The organism is Paraburkholderia fungorum, from assembly GCF_003610895.1.
GTDB classification, from domain to species: domain Bacteria; phylum Pseudomonadota; class Gammaproteobacteria; order Burkholderiales; family Burkholderiaceae; genus Paraburkholderia; species Paraburkholderia fungorum_B.
The window spans coordinates 94,619-113,745 of the sequence record NZ_MCAS01000016.1 but is presented as its reverse complement, the minus strand read 5'-3'; the positions used below and the strand labels follow the sequence as shown (position 1 = coordinate 113,745).

The 19,127-nt window shown below is 61.8% G+C and carries 18 protein-coding genes; 8 read left to right on the top strand and 10 right to left on the bottom strand.

The features are described from left to right. Positions 1-58: 58 nt before the first annotated feature. From BCY88_RS17575 to BCY88_RS17565, 3 genes are all read left to right on the top strand, one after another. Entirely contained in the window at positions 59-922 is an 864-nt protein-coding gene (locus tag BCY88_RS17575) for an alpha/beta hydrolase (RefSeq protein WP_120345490.1), read from the top strand. A 2-nt stretch (positions 923-924) separates the two neighbouring features. Next, on the top strand, positions 925-1,863 hold the full coding sequence (locus BCY88_RS17570; protein ID WP_120345489.1) for a tryptophan 2,3-dioxygenase: 939 nt from the start codon (positions 925-927) through the stop codon (positions 1,861-1,863). A gap of 62 nt (positions 1,864-1,925) precedes the next feature. After that, positions 1,926-2,918: a LysR family transcriptional regulator gene (locus BCY88_RS17565; protein ID WP_120345488.1), complete on the top strand. Its 993-nt coding sequence runs from the start codon at positions 1,926-1,928 to the stop codon at positions 2,916-2,918. Positions 2,919-2,965: 47 nt separating this feature from the next. On the opposite strand, the gene BCY88_RS17560 is transcribed toward BCY88_RS17565, so the two are convergent. The 3 genes from BCY88_RS17560 to BCY88_RS17550 form a co-directional block, all read right to left on the bottom strand. Next, entirely contained in the window at positions 2,966-4,171 is a 1,206-nt protein-coding gene (locus BCY88_RS17560) for a porin (RefSeq protein WP_259461432.1), read from the bottom strand. A gap of 111 nt (positions 4,172-4,282) precedes the next feature. After that, complete coding sequence (locus BCY88_RS17555) at positions 4,283-5,794, bottom strand: sodium:solute symporter family protein (RefSeq protein ID WP_120345486.1); 1,512 nt, start codon at positions 5,792-5,794, stop codon at positions 4,283-4,285. Beyond that, on the bottom strand, positions 5,791-6,072 hold the full coding sequence (locus tag BCY88_RS17550) for a DUF3311 domain-containing protein (RefSeq protein ID WP_120345485.1): 282 nt from the start codon (positions 6,070-6,072) through the stop codon (positions 5,791-5,793). The genes BCY88_RS17555 and BCY88_RS17550 overlap by 4 nt, the downstream gene beginning before the upstream one ends. Positions 6,073-6,342: 270 nt before the next feature. Between BCY88_RS17550 and BCY88_RS17545 the strand changes: the two genes are divergently transcribed. From BCY88_RS17545 to BCY88_RS17530, 4 genes are all read left to right on the top strand, one after another. Beyond that, entirely contained in the window at positions 6,343-6,864 is a 522-nt protein-coding gene (locus tag BCY88_RS17545) for a helix-turn-helix domain-containing protein (RefSeq protein ID WP_259461431.1), read from the top strand. Between the two features lie 46 nt (positions 6,865-6,910). Next, a complete protein-coding gene (locus BCY88_RS17540) occupies positions 6,911-7,285 on the top strand; it encodes a TIGR04076 family protein (protein WP_120345483.1) in 375 nt (124 codons plus the stop codon). 3 nt (positions 7,286-7,288) lie between these two features. Next, positions 7,289-8,347: an aldo/keto reductase gene (locus BCY88_RS17535; protein WP_120345482.1), complete on the top strand. Its 1,059-nt coding sequence runs from the start codon at positions 7,289-7,291 to the stop codon at positions 8,345-8,347. A gap of 114 nt (positions 8,348-8,461) precedes the next feature. Next, positions 8,462-9,505: a 2-dehydropantoate 2-reductase gene (locus BCY88_RS17530; protein ID WP_120345481.1), complete on the top strand. Its 1,044-nt coding sequence runs from the start codon at positions 8,462-8,464 to the stop codon at positions 9,503-9,505. Between the two features lie 46 nt (positions 9,506-9,551). Here the strand turns inward: BCY88_RS17530 and BCY88_RS17525 are convergent, their stop codons facing one another. Further along, positions 9,552-9,887, bottom strand: a complete 336-nt coding sequence (locus tag BCY88_RS17525) for a YbjQ family protein (protein WP_120345480.1) — start codon at positions 9,885-9,887, stop codon at positions 9,552-9,554. Positions 9,888-9,911: 24 nt separating this feature from the next. Further along, entirely contained in the window at positions 9,912-10,376 is a 465-nt protein-coding gene (locus tag BCY88_RS17520; RefSeq protein ID WP_120345479.1) for a MarR family winged helix-turn-helix transcriptional regulator, read from the bottom strand. A 53-nt stretch (positions 10,377-10,429) separates the two neighbouring features. On the opposite strand from BCY88_RS17520, the gene BCY88_RS17515 reads away from it, so the two are divergent. Beyond that, positions 10,430-11,593, top strand: coding sequence for an FAD-dependent oxidoreductase (locus BCY88_RS17515; RefSeq protein ID WP_120345478.1), 1,164 nt, complete (start codon positions 10,430-10,432; stop codon positions 11,591-11,593). A gap of 20 nt (positions 11,594-11,613) precedes the next feature. On the opposite strand, the gene BCY88_RS17510 is transcribed toward BCY88_RS17515, so the two are convergent. The 5 genes from BCY88_RS17510 to betC form a co-directional block, all read right to left on the bottom strand. Continuing rightward, positions 11,614-13,200 carry a methyl-accepting chemotaxis protein gene (locus BCY88_RS17510; RefSeq protein ID WP_120345477.1) on the bottom strand — a complete coding sequence of 529 codons (1,587 nt, stop codon included), beginning with the start codon at positions 13,198-13,200 and terminating at the stop codon, positions 11,614-11,616. Between the two features lie 190 nt (positions 13,201-13,390). Continuing rightward, entirely contained in the window at positions 13,391-14,788 is a 1,398-nt protein-coding gene (locus BCY88_RS17505; RefSeq protein WP_120345476.1) for an MFS transporter, read from the bottom strand. Positions 14,789-15,071: 283 nt separating this feature from the next. Continuing rightward, positions 15,072-16,220 carry a porin gene (locus tag BCY88_RS17500; RefSeq protein ID WP_120345475.1) on the bottom strand — a complete coding sequence of 383 codons (1,149 nt, stop codon included), beginning with the start codon at positions 16,218-16,220 and terminating at the stop codon, positions 15,072-15,074. A 326-nt stretch (positions 16,221-16,546) separates the two neighbouring features. Continuing rightward, complete coding sequence (locus BCY88_RS17495; RefSeq protein WP_259461430.1) at positions 16,547-17,500, bottom strand: choline ABC transporter substrate-binding protein; 954 nt, start codon at positions 17,498-17,500, stop codon at positions 16,547-16,549. A 51-nt stretch (positions 17,501-17,551) separates the two neighbouring features. Beyond that, the gene (gene betC / locus BCY88_RS17490) at positions 17,552-19,099 is read right to left on the bottom strand and encodes a choline-sulfatase (RefSeq protein WP_120345474.1); all 1,548 of its coding nucleotides are present in this window, start codon (positions 19,097-19,099) and stop codon (positions 17,552-17,554) included. Positions 19,100-19,127 lie beyond the last annotated feature (28 nt).

Here is a 19,127-nt window from a genome sequence, read left to right as displayed (position 1 = left end):
TATCGCTCGATATCATAACCTCCATAACCGCAACATCAACAGCTAACCGGAGACACGCATGTCATGGCGTTCGCTTGACGCTTCCGCACTCGAAATCGGGTACTCGCCAAGCTCCTGCACGGGCGGCGACTATTCGGCGTTCATTGCCGAATACCGTTCAGGCAGCGAACGCGCTTACGCCACGCTGCACTGCGAACGCAACCTGCCCTACGGGTCTGCGCCAGCCGAGCGTCTGGACTTCTTCCCTGCTTCGCAAGCGAACGCGCCGCTCGTCGTGTATATCCATGGCGGATACTGGCAGGAGCTATCGAAAGACGAATCCTGTTTCGCCGCAAACGGGTTCATCGAGCAGGGTGCCGCATTCTGCTCGATCGACTACACGCTTGCGCCGCACGCGAGCGTTCACGAAATGGTCCGGCAATGCGTCACGGCTATCGAATGGCTGCACGCGCGCCATGCAATGCTGGGCTTCGATCCGAACCGCGTGGTGGTGGCCGGCAGTTCCGCGGGCGCCCATCTGGCGGCAATGGCAACACTGCGGTTGGGGAGCGCCGCGCAAACGCGCCGGCTGATCAAGGGCGCGGTGCTGCTCTCGGGAATTTTCGAGCTCGAACCTCTGGTTCAGACCAGCATCAACCAGGCAGTCGGCCTCACCAGAAACGACGCGATCGATTTGAGTCCCGTCTACTTCCCCTTGGCGGATTTTCCCAGCGCCGTGGTTGCGTGGGGCGGCATCGAGACTGCGCAATTCAAATGGCAAAGCCAGCGCTTCGCCGATCTGCTGCGTGAGCGGGATCGGCAGGTGACATGCATCGAGGTCGGTCACCGCAATCATTTCGACATCGCGCTCGACCTCGGCGATCGGACCACCGGTCTTGGCCAGGCGGTTCGCGCGCTGGTCGATTCAACTCAAGGATTCTGAACATGCCGCACTACGCCCCGCACATTCCCGAAACCGTTCGTGCCGACGTGTTCGGCGCGGCCGTCCGACCTCGCGACATCCCGCTGAGTACCGACGAGAGCCGCGAGCGCACGGTCGCCGAGACCCAGGGTGCGCCGCTCGTCGATCACCCGGGCACGAGCAATCCGTACATCGATTACGAATCCATCGATCTGCTGCTCGCGCTTCAGCATCCGCGCAGCGAGGGCTATGACGAAATGTGCTTCATCATCGTCGGGCAGGTGAAGGAGCTTCTGTTCAAGGGATTGCACTTCGAGTTGTACAACGCGCAACAACAGATCCGCGGTGATTGCATAAGCGAAGCGCTGGAGATTCTGGCGCGCGCGAAGGCGTTCGCGCAATACATCACGCAATCCTGGGACATACTCGGCACCATCACGACCGAAGGTTTCAATCAATTCCGCAACCATCTCGGAACCGCATCCGGGCAGTTCTCGTTCATGTATCGCCATGTCGAGTTCATCCTCGGCAACAAGAGCACAAGACTCGCGCAAGCGCACCGCAACGTGCCGCACGTCTGGCCGGCGATCGATGCCGCGCTGAATTCGCCAAGCCTTTACGACGACGTGATCGCGCTGCTGTCGCGCCGTGGTTTTCAGATCGAAAGCAGCGCCCTTTCGCGCGACTGGGCGGAAACTTACGTGCCGAACGAATCGGTCGAGCGCGCCTGGCTCAAGGTCTATGGCAACCCGTCGCCGACGCACGACCTGTATCGGCTCGGCGAAGCGCTCTGCGGCCTCGCGGACGTCCTGTCGCAGTACCGGTGGCGCCACTTCGTCTCGGTCGAACGCATCATCGGCTTCAAACCGGGGACCGGAGGCTCAGGCGGTGTCCAGTGGTTGCGTCATGTCGTCGATCATCGCTTCTTCCCCGAACTGTGGTCGATGCGAACCAGCATGTAGCTTGCCGCAGGTCGCGAAGCGCGCCGCCGGCGCGCCTCGTTCGTGGGTCTGTCGAGGTTGCCATGCATCATCGGTCGATAAGCCAGCTGTCCCTCACGCGCAAGCTGACGCTCAATCAGTTGTCGGTCTTCGAGAGCATTCTGCGGGTCCGCTCCTTTGTCGGCGCAGCAAACGAGATGCGGTTGACGCAGTCCGCCGTCACCAAAATCGTCCAGGAACTGGAAGCCTGCTTCGAGGTGCCGCTGTTCCAGCGCTCGAGTCGCGGCGTGATCCCCACTGAACTCGCCGAACTTCTCAGTCCGCATGTCGTTTCGCTACTGGCGCAGATGCGGTGTCTGACGGACACGCTGGACGAATTTCGCATGGGCACGGGCGGACAAGTCATGGTCGGCACCTTGATCTCCGCCGCCGCGCAACTCGTTCCGGACGCAATCGTACTGCTCAAGGAGAGCGCGCCGCAGGTGCGTGTCGTCGTGCGTGAAGGACCGACCGCACAGCTTTTCCCCGCGCTGGCAACGTCCGAACTCGATGTCGTGGTCGGCCGCTTGCCTGAGGCGGATTGGCCTGTCGCGCAAGCGTTTCTGTTGAGTCACCATCCCCTGCTCGAAGAAGGCCTGTGCATCGTCGCCGGCCCGGCTCAGCGCTTCGGCGCAGGTGAGCGCATGACGCTCCGACAACTGATCGACGGGCCGTGGATCCTGCCGAACACCGAGTCCCCTTTCCGGGCCACTGCCGAGACGCTGTTTCATGCCGCCGGTTTGCCGTTGCCGCAAGACGTCGTCGAATCGCTGTCCCTGCTCACAAACCTCGGCATCATGTCGCGCACGCCTCGCGTCGCGCTGCTGCCCTCCACTGCCGCGCAACAGCTTGCCAATCTTGGTTGTCTGCAGATCCTGCCGGTCGACGGGATGCCTTGCTTTGGCGACGTAGGCTTCTCGGTTCGCAAGGACCGCCCGCTCTCGCCGGCGGTGGGACTCTTTCTGGAGTGCCTACGGCGCGTGGGTCCGGGCGCTGGCCACACCATCGAGACCCACTCCGGGACCATGCCCGGCTGACTCCACACCCGGAGCCCGGACCCGGGACTCCGAGGTTCAAACGAAAATCAGAACTTGTGGGTGATGCCGACGCTGAACAGAAGCTGCTTGCTGCTGCTCGAATCGTAGCCGGCACCCGGAATCTCCGCGATGGCGGTTCGCCCGATGACGCCGCCGTCCGCGTTGAACACCGGCGCAATGCCGTCGCCGCCCGCCTTCTGGTACATCGCCACGCCGTAGAAACTGGTGCGTTTCGAAAGCGCATAACTGCCGCCGAGATTGATTTGCTGCCAGTTCGGCTTCAGCCCCTGGTAGCCGGCCTTGCCCGCGTTGTAGATGTACGCACCGCCAACCAGCAGGGCCGGCGTAATGTTGTAGGTCATGGTCGCTTCGTAGCTGTCGAGCTTGAAGTCGCTGCCGGCACCCGCCCCCGAGAAACCGTTCACCACGAAGTACTGGCTGTCCTTCAATTCGGTATGCGAATAAACCAGGCCCAACTGCGCATGACCGATCGTGTACGATCCGCCGGCCGCGAAAACCTTCATTGCGACGGCGTCCTGCAGGCCTACGTACTGATTCAAGGATCCAACGTAGTTGCCGTTCGACGCGTACACGCCGCCGGTTCCGTCCGGCTTCGTCGCCGGGTTGTTGATGTCGAGATAGCCGGCCGCCATCGAGACAGGGCCGTTCGTATACAGCGCGCCGAGCGCCCACGTCCGGTTCGTCGCGAAGTTTCCGGCCTGTCCGCCAAAACTGAACATGCCATTGAGCTGCAGGCCCTTCCAGACCGGACTCACATATTTGACCGCGTTGTTGATACGGATCGACTGGTTGAGATTGTCGAGGTCGCCGAAATGCGAGCCGTAGCCGGTCGCGAAGTTATTGCTCGACGGAAAATACCCGACGGTTTCCGACAATGAGTCGTACTGCCGCCCCAAGGTCAGCGTGCCGTACGCGGCATTGGTGAATCCGACAAACGCCTGGCGGCCGAACTCGGTGCCGCCCTGACCGAGGTGGCCGTTCTGGATATTGAAGCCGTTCTCGAGCGTGAAGATCGCCGCGGTGCCGCCGCCCAGATCCTCTGTGCCTTTGAGACCCCAGCGGTTGCAACCCGGCGGGCCGCAGACGTCCGTTTCGACGACCCGCCCTTTCCCGGTATTGTTCACCAGCGTCAGCCCCGCGTCGAGCATGCCGTACAGCGTGACACTGTTCTGCGCGAGAGCCAATGCCGGGAACACCATCAGGACTGCGATGCATATGGCGCTTTTTTTCACTTTTTTCACTCCGCTAAAGGACACAATGAGGTAATGGCAAGCCGCACCGGACCATCCGGTTCGACGCCGCTTGCACGAGAAGATCGAAACAACGTGGTGGCGCCCGTCCGATCAGACGCCGAGTTCGCGATCGGCAGCCAGCGGATTGACCCGGAGATCGGTTTCCAGCAGACCATGCGAGACGGCAATACGCGACGGCGCCGGCGTCGCCAGGCTGACAAGAACCACGGTGAGCGCATTGATCGCCATGGCGATCAGGCCCGGCTCCCACTCGGGCAATACCGTGGCCCAGTAGTGCGCCGCAAAGGGCGCCAGCAATGCAGTGAATCCCGTGATCAGGCCTGCGAGCACGCCGAGTGCGCTGGTGCGCCGCCACAGGAAGCCAAGGAACACGGCCGGGGCAAGCATGCCGATCGCCGAATACGCGGCGAACAGAATCGACACGAGCGAGCCCTTCTGACTGATCGACAGGTACACCGCGGCGGCCGTGAACGCCACCAGTGAGCCACGCGACAGGATCAACGAGGCACGCTCGGAGAGATCGGGCTTGAAGGGCTGCACAATATTGCGAGTAAAGATCGACCCCGCAGTCAGCAACAGCAGCGCGCCCGGCGCGAGCGCCAGCAGCGAGCCGGTCCCCGCAACCAGACCCACGGTCCAGGCCGGATACCTTTCGGAGACGAATTGCAGCAACGCACCGTTGAGATTTCCGCCGGGCGGATGCGTATCGGCGAGCAGCGCCCCGATACCGAGCAGGATGATGAAGAAGTACGCGAGCGAATACAGCGGTTGCCAGATCGCATTGCGTCGAATTGCGGTTGCGCTATGCGCCGAGTAAGACATCTGGAACAGATGCGGGAACACCCAGTTGCCGAGCGCGAGGTTGATCGCGGACGTCATCAGCCAGATGGCGGTAGTTGGCGAAGTCGGATCGAGGCCGGGAAACTTGCCGATCCCCGGGTGCCGCGCCTGCGCCATACCGAACAGATCCAGCAGCGAGGCAGCGCCGACCTTGCTCGCCACCGTCGCGCTGAGCAGAATCACGACGACGATCATCAGGACATCCTTCACGCCGGCGGCGAATGCGGCCGAGCGGATGCCCGCGACGAACACGAACGCGATCATCAGCAAGCCCGCGACCACGGTCGCCATCGCCGTCGAGATCACGCCGCCGAGCGCCAACTGCACGATCAGCCCCAGCCCCACCATCTGTATCTCGACGTAGACGACCAGCGACGCGACGCCGATCACGCCGGTCAATACGCCGAGCCAGCGCGCGTCATACCTGGCGGCGAAATAGTCGGCTTGCGTGACCAGCTTGCCCAGACGGCCCGCGCGCCAGATTTTGGGCATCAGCCAGTAGCCGACCGCATAGCTCAGCGACACCGAACAGAACGCCAGATAGGCCGGCGCCCCCAGCGCCCAGGCGTAGCCGGAAATTCCGAGCACGGCGAAGGTCGTGTACACCTCGCCGGCATTGATGAACCAGAAGATCAGTGTGCCCAGGCTGCGTCCGCCGACCGCCCACTCCGCCAGCGCCGACCCGCGCCGGGTCCGGCGCCCATAACTGATCGCGCCGAACACCGTCGCAAGCAGAATGACCAGAACGATCGAGAGTTTCATTGCTGTTCTCCGAGAGGTTCCGACGTCGCCACCAGAAACGCGGCCTCTTCTTCCTCGACACCCGCGAGCCGGTCCAGGCGGAACACCAGTCCGATCACGAGGCTCGTCACGACGATGCCCGTCATCTGCCAGAACATCGGGAACGGCACACCGAACGGTGTGAGCGCGACGTCGTTCACGGCCGGCGCGAGACCGGCCTGCCAGAGAAAGGGAATGACAAGCAGCCAGCGGTACCAGTGACTTCTGGTTGCGCCCGGCTTCGGGGCGGTGTGCGACATGACGACTCCTGTAGAGTTGGACTGCACAAATGACGGTGAAAGTGTGCACCCAAGATGCACACAAACTCAAGCGTGGAAAAAATAAAATCGCCCTGACGCCCTAGCTACTTTCCCTTATATTCCGATGGATAAACCAGCCATTCCAGCTTAGAATACCGGCATCAAGTTCATTTAAGCCGCTTGACGTGTGCAGTCACACTATATAAAGTGCGTCACACAGATCAGGTTGGCAGCACACCAACGAGGTCCAGAAAAGTGATCGGAGAACGATTGAAGGAGTTGCGCAGCGCACACGGTCTGTCATTGCGGGAGCTGGCAGGTCAGGCAGGCGTATCGGCCACGTTGCTCAGCCAGATAGAGCGCTCGGTCACCGATCCGAGCCTCGAGACGATGCGCCGCCTGGCTGCGGTGTTCGGCGAGTCGGTGGTTTCGCTCTTTGCGGACCCGGCCGAACTGTCGGTTTGCGTAACCCGTCCGGGCCAGCGCGCCATGCTCACCGCGCCGAAGGGCCAGGTGAGTTACGAGCGGCTGACGAACGGCATCGGCCAGCTGGAAGTGCTGCGCGCCGTTCTGGAGCCTGGGCAAGTGTCGGCCGGAGAGCCGCGCGGGCATGCGGCGGCGGAGTGCGTCTATGTGATACGCGGCGAACTGGTCGCGCAGATCGCGGGGGTCGACTACGCGGTCAACGGCGGCGAGAGCATTTCGTTCGACGCGCGCCTGCCGCACCGCTATCGCAACGCCTCGCAGGCTCCGACCGAAATCATCCTGTCGGTGACGCCGCCCAACCTTTAAGGGGGATGCGGCGCATCGCATCCCCTATTTTTAACTGGAGGAATGCATGAGTCTCATCCAATCCGCTAGCGGTGACCCGGAGCACGGATTCTCGCTATACGACCTGCGCGTGGAAGTGGTCGCGCCCGAAGGCGCGCGCCTGTATTGCGGGGCCAAGGTCGGTGATTTCTTCGAACTGCGCGGGGAAATGCTTCATTTGCCCGCCGGGCAGGGGTTCTCGATCTATTCGCTGGCTGCCCTGCTGCCGCTGCTTGCGGCCAAACAACGCCCAACCGATCCAAACGACTGGATGACCACCGACGCGGACGTCGCCTGTCCCGACCCGAACTGCCCGTCGCGCTTCCGGATCACCCGCACGAATTTGCGCGGCTTCAACCATGCCGATACCACGGCCGTAAAGCATCCGTCGAAGGGAGTCTGATCGATGAGTCTGTCGTACCAAACAAGTCTTGCACCGCACTATTCCATCTCGCGCCTGCTCAAGGGCGGCTGGCAACTGGCGGGCGGCCACGGAAGCGTCGACCGCGCGGCCGCGATCGCCGATATGGCCGCGTACTACGACGCGGGCATCACCACCTTCGACTGTGCCGATATCTATACCGGCGTCGAAGAGATGATCGGCGCGTTCCGCCATGAGTACACCAACACCCGCGGCGCGGATAGTCTGGCGAAGCTGCGCGTCCATACGAAGTTCGTTCCCGATCTCGCCAATCTGGCACGCGTCGACCGTCAGCTCGTCGAGCAGACCGCCGACCGTTCTCTCAAGCGGCTCGGCGTCGAGCGGCTCGACCTGGTTCAGCTTCACTGGTGGGACTATGACGTGCCGGGCTATCTGGACACGATGCATTGGCTCAAGGAACTGCAGCGCGCGGGAAAAATCGAGCACGTTGGCGGCACCAACTTCGATACCGCGCACACTCGCGAGCTGATCGACGCGGGCATGCCGCTAGTGAGCATGCAGGTTCAGTATTCCTTGCTCGACCAGCGCCCGAGCCTCTCGCTCGCGCCGTTCTGCGAACAGGCCGGCATGAAGCTGCTGTGCTACGGCACGGTCGCGGGCGGGTTTCTGTCGGAGCGCTGGCTCGGTGTGGCCGAACCGGCCGAGCCGCTGGAAAACCGCTCGCTGGTGAAATACAAGCTGATCATCGACGACTTCGGCGGATGGGATCTATTCCAGCTTCTGCTGGCCACGCTCAAGCGGATCGCCGATCGTCATGGCCTGTCGATTCCAACCGTCGCGATGCGCTGGGTGCTCGAGCAGCCTCAGGTCGCCGGCGTGATCGTCGGGGTACGGCGCGGCGACCATCTCGCCGACCATCTGCAGGTGCTCGGCGCGCGGCTCGATACCGACGACCTCGCCGCGCTCGATGGCGTGCTGTCCCAACGCCAGCCGCTCGCGGGCGACGTGTACACGGCTGAGCGCGATCTGCAAGGCAGGCACGGCCGCATCATGAAATATGATCTGAACCGCACCACGCCCTGAACGCGCGCCGGTCCCGGCGCGTCCGGGATCGGCGCCGCAACAGAGAAAAGTAGTTGCGCAGAATGGCTTCTTGTGGCGATCCTGTTGTAATTGGATGGACCACCTGGGGACTGCATGGCGAAAATCTGTGTTTACGGCGCGGGCTCCATTGGCTGCTATGTCGGCGGACGGCTTCTTGCCGGAGGCAACGAGGTCAGCTTCATTGGCCGCGCGCGCATCGCCGACCAGTTGCGCGGCCACGGCATCACGCTATCGCGGCACGACGATAGCCGCTGGCATGTGCCACCCGAGCGGATCGACGTTTCGACGGAGGCAGCGACCGCAGCCGCCGCCGACCTCGTGCTGGTGACCGTCAAGTCCGCGGCGACACCCACGGCCGCGGCGGAACTGGCGAACGTGCTTCACCCCGGCGCGATCGTCGTCAGCTTTCAGAACGGCCTTGGCAATGCGCAAGTGCTGCGCGCCGCACTGCCGCATTGCACGGTGTTGGAGGGCATGGTGCCGTTCAATGTCGTCGAACGCGGCCCCGGTGCATTTCATCAGGGTTCGGCGGGCCATCTTGAGATCCGCCAAGCGCCGGCCTTGCAGCCGTTCGTGGACGCCTTCAGCAAAGCGGATCTGCCGCTGATCCAGCACGCCGACATGGTGTCGGTGCTGTGGGCCAAGTTGCTGCTCAATCTCAACAACGCGATCAACGCGCTATCGAACCGGCCTTTGAAAGAGGAGCTCTCGCAGCGCGCCTATCGGATCTGCCTCGGCATGGCGCAGAAAGAAGCGCTCGCGCTTCTGAAGCAGGCCAACATACGGCCGGCCAGAGTGACGCCGCTTCCGGCTACCTGGATACCGCGTTTTCTCGGTGTGCCCGACGCACTGTTCGAGCGCCTGGGCCGCACGATGCTGACGATCGATCCGCTCGCGCGCTCGTCCATGTCGGACGATCTGGCGGCGGGACGCACCACGGAAATCGACTGGATCAATGGCGAAGTCGTGCGCCTCGCCGAGCGCCTCGGGCAACGCGCGCCGGTGAACGAGCGGTTATGCGAGCTCGTGCGGGAAGCCGAGCGAAGTGAGACGCGCCCATCATGGTCGGGCGAAGCCTTGCTGGCTGAGATACGGGCTGCAGCACATGCTTCTCCGGCACGCCAGGACGCACGCTGAACATGGCGATGCGACCGGGCCGTCTGTCTCGCTCGTTATGCGCCCGTCAATCCAGCGGCGTGACCTGCACCGCCGTCCCGTAACACAGCACCTCTGTGATGCCTCTCGAGACCTCGGTTGCATCGTATCGCATGCCGATGATGCCGTTTGCGCCCAGATCCGCCGCCTGCGCGATCATGCGCTCGTAAGCATCCTGCCGCGCTCGCTCACACAGCGACGTGTACAGCGTGATGTTGCCGCCAAAAATGGTCTGCAGCGATGCGCCAAGCGAGCCGACAATAGACCGGGACCGAACGATGATCCCGCGAGCAATGCCGAAGGAACGCTCGATCCTGTGCCCCGGAAGCTCAAACGCTGTCGTGACTCTGTGCCGCTCTATCATCGCGCTCTCCTGATACGTATGTGATCAGCCATTGTCTCTATCTGCGAGCGCCCGCTCCAGATTGGCGTCGATTCTCTGCAACAAGCCCAGTAGTTGCACTCGCTCTTCAGGCGTGAAGCCCGTCAAGGCGGTGTCACAAACCTCGTCCATGACCAGCTTGCCGTTGGGCATCTGCTTCGCGGCACGTGGCGTCAGCGAGATCAGCCGGCTGCGCCCATCGGCGGGATCGGGCACGCGTTTGACCAGGCCGTCGCGTTCCATGCGGCTCAGGAGTTGAGCCATGCTGGACTGCTCGACCTGCGCCACGCGCGCCAATTCTGCCTGAGACAAGGCGCCGCCTTTTTTGAGCGTCACCAGAACGGGCAACTGGCCCATGGCAAATCCTAACTGACGCAGCGGCGCGTCGGCCAGCCTCGCAAATGTTCGGTACACCTGCCCGATCAACCTCATAGGGCGGCCCGAATCTTCAATGTGCGATTCGCTTGACATATCAATAGGCACCTATATATATTGCATAGGCACCTATCTTAATGGATTCTCCCATGAATGCAAACCCAAGGATTGCCATCGTCGGCGGCGGCCCCGCGGGGCTCACGCTGGCACGTCTGCTCCACCTTCAGGGAATCGCCGCCACGGTATTCGAGTGCGACACGCATCCGCTCGAACGGCCGCAGGGTGGCACCCTGGACCTGCACGAAGAGTCCGGCCTGCTGGCGCTGCAACGCGCCGGGCTGACCGATGCGTTCCAGGCAATCGCCCGCTATGACGATCAAGGTACGCGTCTGCTGAACGCACACGGAGAAGTACTTTTTGAGGAGCCGGACACCGCGAGCGGGAATCGTCCCGAGGTCGACCGCACAGCTTTGCGCGCCATGCTGCTCGATGCGCTGCCGGACGGCACGGTTCAATGGAACCGTCCGCTGCGCGAGGTGCAGGACAACGGCGACGGGCGCTGGAACCTGCTGTTCGATGCCGGTCTCGAAGGCCCATTCGATCTGGTAATCGGCGCCGACGGCACCTGGTCGCGCGTACGGCCGCTTCTGTCGCCCTACAAACCTCAATACAGCGGCCTGTGTTTCGTCGAATTCGGTATCGACGACGTCGACCGCTCGCATCCGGCGCTAGCGCGCCTCGTGGGTCGCGGCAAGATGGGCGTGGAAAGCGACGGCAAGGGGCTCATCGTGCAGCGCAACGGCAACGCGCACTTGCGCGGTTACGCGATCTTCCGCGTTCCGCCAGACTGGGTGGAACGGCGCTTCGATTTCACGTCGACGAAAGCTGTCCGCGAAGGGTTGATTCGCGAGTACGCCGGTTTCGCCGACGACATCCTGGATCTGCTTCGCGCCAGCAACGATCAATTTGCCGTGCGGCCGATCCATGCATTGCCTGTGGGGCATTGCTGGACACATCGGAGAGGTCTCACACTCATCGGCGATGCGGCGCATGTCATGTCGCCGTTCGGCGGCGAAGGCGTGAACAACGCGATGCTCGACGCCGCCGAACTTGCACGGCTGCTGGGCGAACGCGCCTCATGGGACGAAGCGGTGTCGGAGTTCGAGACCTTGATGTTCGCGCGCGTGGTCGAGTCCGCCGAGGGTTCGGCCGAAGGCGCCGCGACCTTTCTGTCACACGACGCCGAGGCGCTCACGCTCGAAATGTATCGTCGTCACCAGGCGCAATCGCACGCATCCGCCGCCGGCCATTGACGTGCCCGGTCTCAGCGGATTCACGACACCCGCCGACCATCTCCATCAAGGCCTTCCCGCAACTGAAACTTGTCGGTCGAAACGTGCAGCAGTTGCGCCAGTTCGGTCAACGACTGCGCGGCTGCCGCCGCCTGCTCGACGAGCGCGGCGTTTTGCTGGGTCATGCCATCCATCTGCGTGACGGCCACGTTGACCTGGTTGATGCCGGCGCTCTGTTCAGCGGTTGCCGCCGTGATCTCCCGCACAACGCCTGACACTCTCGCAATGGCATCGCGTGCGGCTTCGATTGTCAGGCCGGTTTTATCGACCAGTTCAACACCGTTCTGCACCTTTCCCGCTGAGCGGCTGATCAGAACCCGGATTTCTTTTGCCGCCGCCGCACTGCGCTGCGCGAGCATCCGCACCTCGCTCGCCACAACTGCGAAACCGCGCCCTTCGTCCCCGGCCCGCGCAGCTTCTACCGCCGCATTCAGTGCGAGGATATTGGTCTGAAACGCAATGCCTTCGATTACCGAAATGATCTCCACCATCTTGTGAGATTCGCTCGACACCTCCTGCATGGTCGACGCAGCCTGCGTCGCCATCTCGCCACCGCGATTGACGATCTGCTCCGCATTCGCCGTCAGTTCACTCGCTGTTTGAGCGTTCTCAGCCGTCTGTCTGACCATCGCGGTCATTTGCTCCATGCTGGCAGCGGTTTCCTCGAGCGAGGCGGCCTGATTCTCTGTGCGCGCGGACAGATCGGCGTTTCCCTCAGCAATCTCGCCTGCGCCCATTGCCACTTTGCTGGCGGCGTCCTTGATCTGTCCGATCGTATCGGCAAGCCCGTCGCGCATGCGCTGCATGACATGCAGCAGACTTGAATTGTCCGTCTGACGTGTTTCGATGGAGATGGCAAGGTTGCCCAGAGTGATCTCGCCGGCCACCTGGGCTGCATAGGCCGGATCGCCGCCGATCGCGCGTTGAATGCTGCGGTTGGTGAACGAGACGAGCGTGGACAGCAACACCGCGAGTCCGGCAAATATCCCGCCAACGATATAAAGCGACTCCTTGAAGGCCGCGTCGATATCGTCCACATAGGCGCCCGTGGCGATAATCCAGTCCCACGGCGCATACCGCACGACATAGCCGATCTTGTCGACTGCCGTATTCGCCGGATCGTGTGGATGCGGGAACACGTAATCGACGAAGCCGCCGTTCGGCGCCTGCGCGACCGAAGCGAACGTCACGTAGTGATGCCGGCCATCGGCATCCGCGGTTCCAGCGAGGTCTTTGCCATTCAGCGCGGGCTTCACCGCGTGCATGATCATGCGCGGCTTGGAGTCGATCACAAGAAAGTAACCGTCTTCTCCGTAGCGAATATTGCGCAGCCGCTCAAGTGCCTGCTTGCGGGCATCCGCCTCGGTGAGCGTGCCGTTTTGCGCAAGTGTGGCGTACTCCTTCACAATGCTCAGCCCCACATGCGCGACGTTCACCAGATCGTTCTTGCGCTCATCGATGCGAGTCTGACGGGACAACCATGCTGCCGACACGGACACCACAAGCAGTGCCACCAGACTGACGACCAGTGGCAGCCAGAGCTTTTGCGTGAAACTGAATCGGTGCATGCACGCTCCATATCGCTATCGAGGGTTCGCCCCAGGTCTCGCTATGGCCGCGCTGCCGCGATCCAGGGACCGGCAAGCCGTCGCCTGAACACGGCTGCCCTATCTGTCTATCGACACTGGCGACGCCAATATGTCTAGAGACAAACCCTCGCCGGACGATTGCCGGCCATTGGAGGACGGCGCTGATAGCTCAATGGCTGATCGCCTCCAGCGCCAGGCCTCGCGTGGGCGGTCCAAGCAGAATCATGCAGATGGCGACGATCATCGAAATGCCGATGAAGACCGCGACGCCGGGTACGCCATAGCCGTGCAGCAGAATCCCGATCGCAAGGCCGGCAAAAGCAGCTGAAATCCGGCTCCACGAGTAGACGAATCCGATTGCCCGGGCCCGGACGCGGGTCGGATAAAGCTCCGCCTGGTAGCCGTGATAGGCGTAAGACATGATGTTCGACGACAGCGTGAATAGCACGCCGAGGGCAATCAGCAGCCACGGTTCGGAGGCTTGCGAGAACACCGCGATCACAACCGCCATGACGACAAGACCGCCAATGATCTGAACCTTGCGCTCCACCCGGTCGGCAAACCAGGTGCCGAGCAGCGGGCCGAAGGGATTGGCAATCGCGATGACGAACGCGTAGCCGAGGCTGGCAGTTACATGAATGCCGCGGTGAATCAACAGCGTCGGCACCCAGGCCGCGAAGCCGTAGAAACCGATCACCTGGGCCATGTTGAAAATCGACAGAATGATCGTGCGGCGGCGATAGCGGGACGTGAAAATTTCGCCCAATGTGCCCGCCCCTCCGCTCTCCGGCATGACAGTCTGCGGCGTGGCCAGCGCAATGCCCTTCTCCGCGACGACGCGGCGCTCGATATCCGCAACGATTCGCTCGGCTTCATCGATCTTTCCATGGCGCGCCAGCCAGCGCGGGCTTTCCGGAATGTGGCGCCGCAGGATCCAGACCACGATGGCGCCCACGGAGCCAATCAGGATCACGACCCGCCAGTAGTCGAGCCCGAGCGGCTGGGTACCCTTCAGCGCGAAGGCGAGGAACGCCACCACCGGCACAACGGAGAACGTAATGAACTGATTGACGGCGTAGGCGCGACCTCGCTGTTCACTTGAAATCAGTTCAGAAATGTAAGTGTCGATTGTCACCAGCTCGACCCCGATGCCAATCCCGGCGACGAAGCGCCAGATATCGAGGCCCAGGCCCGAGGACTGGAATGCCATGATGATCGTGCACACCATGTACCAGATCAGCGACCACGTGAAGATCAGCCGGCGGCCGAATCGATCGGCAACATAACCGAACACCAGCGTGCCGACCCACAGACCGGCGAACGTGGCAAAGACGAAGGTTCCGAAACCGGACACGGCCAGCGGTTGAAGCGCCGCGAGAAAGCCGAGCGATTCAGGCTTGAAAAGCCCGGACTCGACCATGCCCGGCGCAACGTAGCCCGTAAAGAACAGGTCGTAGAACTCGAAAACGCCGCCGAGCGAGATCAGGATCACCATCGTCCAGATGGTGCGCGACGGCGGCAAACGGTCGAGCCGCGCCGCAATTTCGGCTGCTTTTTGCTGGGACATAAGACCTCTCGCTTTGCGTGATCGGCACAATCGGCGTCGATACCCCAGCAGTTTCGTATAAGGTTGCGGCAACAGTTGCGCAACGCGATTGATCGCCGGGATCTGGACGGCAATCTCGCACATATTCACAAGCAAACGCAATGCGTGTCAGTACCGAGATGCGCTTGGGGCCGGCCGGATCGCACGGCTATTCCCGGTGTGCGGGTGCATCAATTGCCGCCATAACGACAGCGGGCGGCTCCCGTTATCCGGGAAGCCGCCCGCGTCAATCCGCTGAAAACCCTTAGAACGAGTGCCGCATCCCGATCCGCACATCGGACTGCGTATTCGACGACGACGGCGCGAAGCTATAGCCGATCACCGCATTCACGCCATTCGACGCCCGCAGATAGTCGCCGGAAACATAGACGTCGGTCCGCTTGGACAACAGGTAGTGCAGCCCGAGCGAGCCCTGGTTCCAGTGATTGCCCTCGAAAGCCGTGTGCTGATAGCCACCGTACAGCGACAACGCGGGCGTGAAGTTATACGACGCACCGGCTTCGTACACCTGCATGTGCGAGGTCTGCCCGAAACCCTTGATCGTCGTATAGGTGAAGTCGCCCGAAAGCATCAGGTTGCCGATCGTATAGGCCGCGCCGAGCGCAAGCGCACCTTGCTTGTCCACCGGGAAGGCCGACGAGCTATACAGATCGGTCACCGCGCCGGTGGCCGGATCGACGGACACGGTCGGCTGGCCGAGGAAGGTCCGCGTGCCGATCATCGCGTACGGGTCGAAAGCATAGATGCCGAACGGATTGTTCAACTGCGTATACGCCACGCCCATGTTGAACGGACCGTGGTCATAGTGCGCGCCCACGCTCCATGCGCTCTTCTGATGGAAGTCGCCCGCGGTGTTGCCGAACGAATACATGCCGCCGAAGGTAAAGCCAGCAAAATCGTTCGACAGGAACTTCACCGAGTTCGGCAGACGGTCGCCGTTCATCCGGTCGAAGTCGCCCTGGTGAATCGCATAGCCGCTCGCCCACGCGGAAATGTTGTACAGGAAGACAAACTCTTCGGTCATGTCGAGCTGGTTACCGAACGAGAAAGTCCCCCACGAGTTCTTGATACCGACATAGGCCTGGCGCCCGAATTCGGCGCCACCGAATCCATATTGGCCATTACCCAGGTGAAAACCCGATTCGAGCACGAAGACCGCTTGCAGACCGCCGCCGAGATCTTCCACGCCTTTGAAACCGATCCGGTTGCCGTACGAAACGCCGTCGTCGAATTTGTACTGGTGTGCGCCCCCAGCGTTGTTCACGTAGGTGATCCCGGCGTCCAGAATCCCGTACAGGGTGACGCTGCTTTGCGCATGGGCCACCGTCGGTGCACATACCGCGCTTGCCGCGAGAGCAAGTCCCGAAAGGCTAACGGCATTTCTCTTCTTCATCTAATTCTCCCCTGCTCTTTGCCTGCGTATTTCGTTAGATAAAGCGATCCCTGCCACGTGTTGTCGTGCAACACACGGCGCTTCTCGCATGACGGGCAGTTCGAAATCGGCTGAGACTGATTGAAACGGGTTGAAGCTCGCTTGAGCCGGCGAGGCCGGCCCAGACGATTCAAGCTAATCAGACAGATTGAAGCTCCTGGCAATGCATGCAATCCTCTGTCATGCCTGCATCGACGGATCAAGAATACGAGTCCAGATTTATGAGGATTCGACCGGATGCGACATGAATCTGTCGAGTAGCGACTTCGTGGTCTGAAATGCCGGGCTTATTTCACGCCGAGTGCGGTTTGCACCGCTTGCAAGCCGTTGGCGCCGTTCACGGTGTTCACGCCGTCGAGCCAGGACTTCAGCAATTCGGGGTGGCGTTTGAGTGCTTCTGCGGCGGCCACATCGACTCCGGTCTTCTTCTCGAGTACCTCGGTGATCACGCCGTTCTCCAGATCGACATTGAACGTGAGTTGCCTGAACAGGCGGCCAACATTCGGACACTGCTCGGCGTACCCGCTACGCGCGACGGTATTGACCGTGGCACCGCCGTAGTTCGGTCCGAAGTACTTGTCGCCGCCGTCCAGGTAGGTCAGCTTGAACTTCGTGTTCATCAGATGCGGCTCCCATGCAAGGAACACGATCCATTTCTTTTCCCGTACGGCGCGCTCGACCTGCGTGAGCATGCCGGTCTCACTCGATTCGACGAGCTTCCAGCTGCCGAGTCCATACGCCTTGTCGTCGACCATCTTCTTGATGTTCTGATTGGCCGGCGCGCCCGGCTCGATGCCGTAGATCTTGCTGTCGAACTTGTCTGCGTTCTTCGCGAGGTCCGCGAATGAATGCACACCCGCGGCCGCGACATAATCGGGCACCGCGAGCGTGAACTTCGCATTGCTCAGATTCGGGTGCACGACCTCGATCGACTTTTCGTCTTCGAACGGTTTGACGACCGGCGCCTGGGCCGGCATCCAGTTGCCGAGAAACACGTCGATCTGCCCTTTCTTAAGGCCTTGATAGGTTATCGGCACCGACAGGTTCGCCACGTTCTGATGGTAGCCGAGCGCCTTGAGCAGCACGCCGGACATCGCATTGGTGGCGTCGATATCAGTCCAGCCAGGCCCCGCCATGTTCACCTGCGTACAGGACTGCGGCTCGGCGGCCACGGCGAAGGTGGCCGCCGCGCACAGCAGCGCAACGCCGGATACGGCCTGTTTGAAGAGCTTTTTCATCATGTCGGCTTCCTGTAGCTGGGATGGTAGGTGGGATGAATCGCAAATGGAGAATCAACGCGTCACAGCGGGAAAACGAGCCATCGCTTCGAGCGTATCGAGGTCGATGTGATTGCGCATATAACGCTGGCTCGCATCGACATGCGGCTGCCAGTCCCATGACGCGACCGTGCCCTGTGTCGTGGCCTCGAAATGGAAACGGCGGCGGCGCTGGCTTCTGAGTACTTCGTTGTGCAATGCGGCGAGATCCCAGCGCCGTGCGATCTCCTCCCGTAATGCCGCGACCTGTGTGGCATAGGCGGCGTGCGTCGCGAGGTTCTCCCGTTCGAGCGGGTCCGCGATCAGGTCGTAGAGCTGGTCAGGATCGGCCGGTGTGTGAATGAACTTGAAACGCCCGCGCCGCAGCATCACGATCGGCGCAATGGCGCCTTCCGCCAGGTATTCGCCAATCGCTTCGTCGTGGCCGCCGTGGATACCTTGGGACCCTCGCAGATGCGGTACGAGACTCTGACCGTCGAGCGAATCCGGCCAGAGCGGCGGCTCTTCGCCACGCGCCATTTCAACCAGCGTGGGCAGCAAGTCGAGATGAGAGACCGATTCGCGCACCCGATGCGCGTCGAACTGCTGCGGTGCATGCACGATCAGTGGGACACGGCAGCCGCCTTCGAAGAAGGTCATCTTGTACCAGAGCCCGCGCTCACCCAGCATCTCACCGTGGTCAGACGTCACGACGATGACGGTATTCTCGGCAAGCCCCGACTGTTCGAGCGCGTCGAGAATCGCACCGAACTGATCGTCGACGTAGGAAATCGCGCCGTAATAAGCACGCCGTGCGTTGCGGATCTGCTGGTCGGTCGGCGGCGTGCGGTCGGTTTCGCACACATGCCGCAAACGCTTCGAATGCGGATCGGTTTCATCGAGCGAATCGCGATGCGTGGGCAGTGCAATGTCTTCGTCCGCGTACAGGTCCCAGTACTTCTTCGGAATCGCGTACGGGTCGTGCGGATGCGTCAGTGAAGCGACGAGGCAAAACGGTCGCGCATCTTTGCCGGCATGCCGCTCACGCGCAATATCGAAGAGCTTCTGGCGCGTGGTGAATGTCACTTCGTCGTCGAAATCGAGCTGGTTCGTCCGCACGCAAGGGCCTGCGTCGATCACCGAACTCATGTTGTGGTACCACGTGGGACGCGTTTCGAAATCGTCCCAATCCGGCGTCCAGCCGAAATCGGCGGGATAGATGTCGGTGGTGAGCCGCTCTTCGAAACCATGCAGTTGATCCGCGCCGCAGAAATGCATTTTGCCGGACAGGATCGTGCGATACCCTTCGGCGCGAAGATAGTGCGCGAACGTCAGCGTTTGCGACGGAAATTCTGCTGCATTGTCATAGGCGCCGATTGCGGACGGCAGCTTGCCCGATAGAAAAGAGAAGCGCGACGGCGCACACAGCGGACTGGCGCAATACGCCGAATCGAACACCACGCCCTGTCTGGCGAGGCGATCGAGATTGGGGGTCTTCGTCAGGCCATGTCCGTATGCGGCCAGTGCAAACGGCGTCATCTGATCGGCCATCAAAATAAGGATATTCTGTTTCGTATCAAGCATTGGAGCGCGCCTCGAATAGAATCGCAAA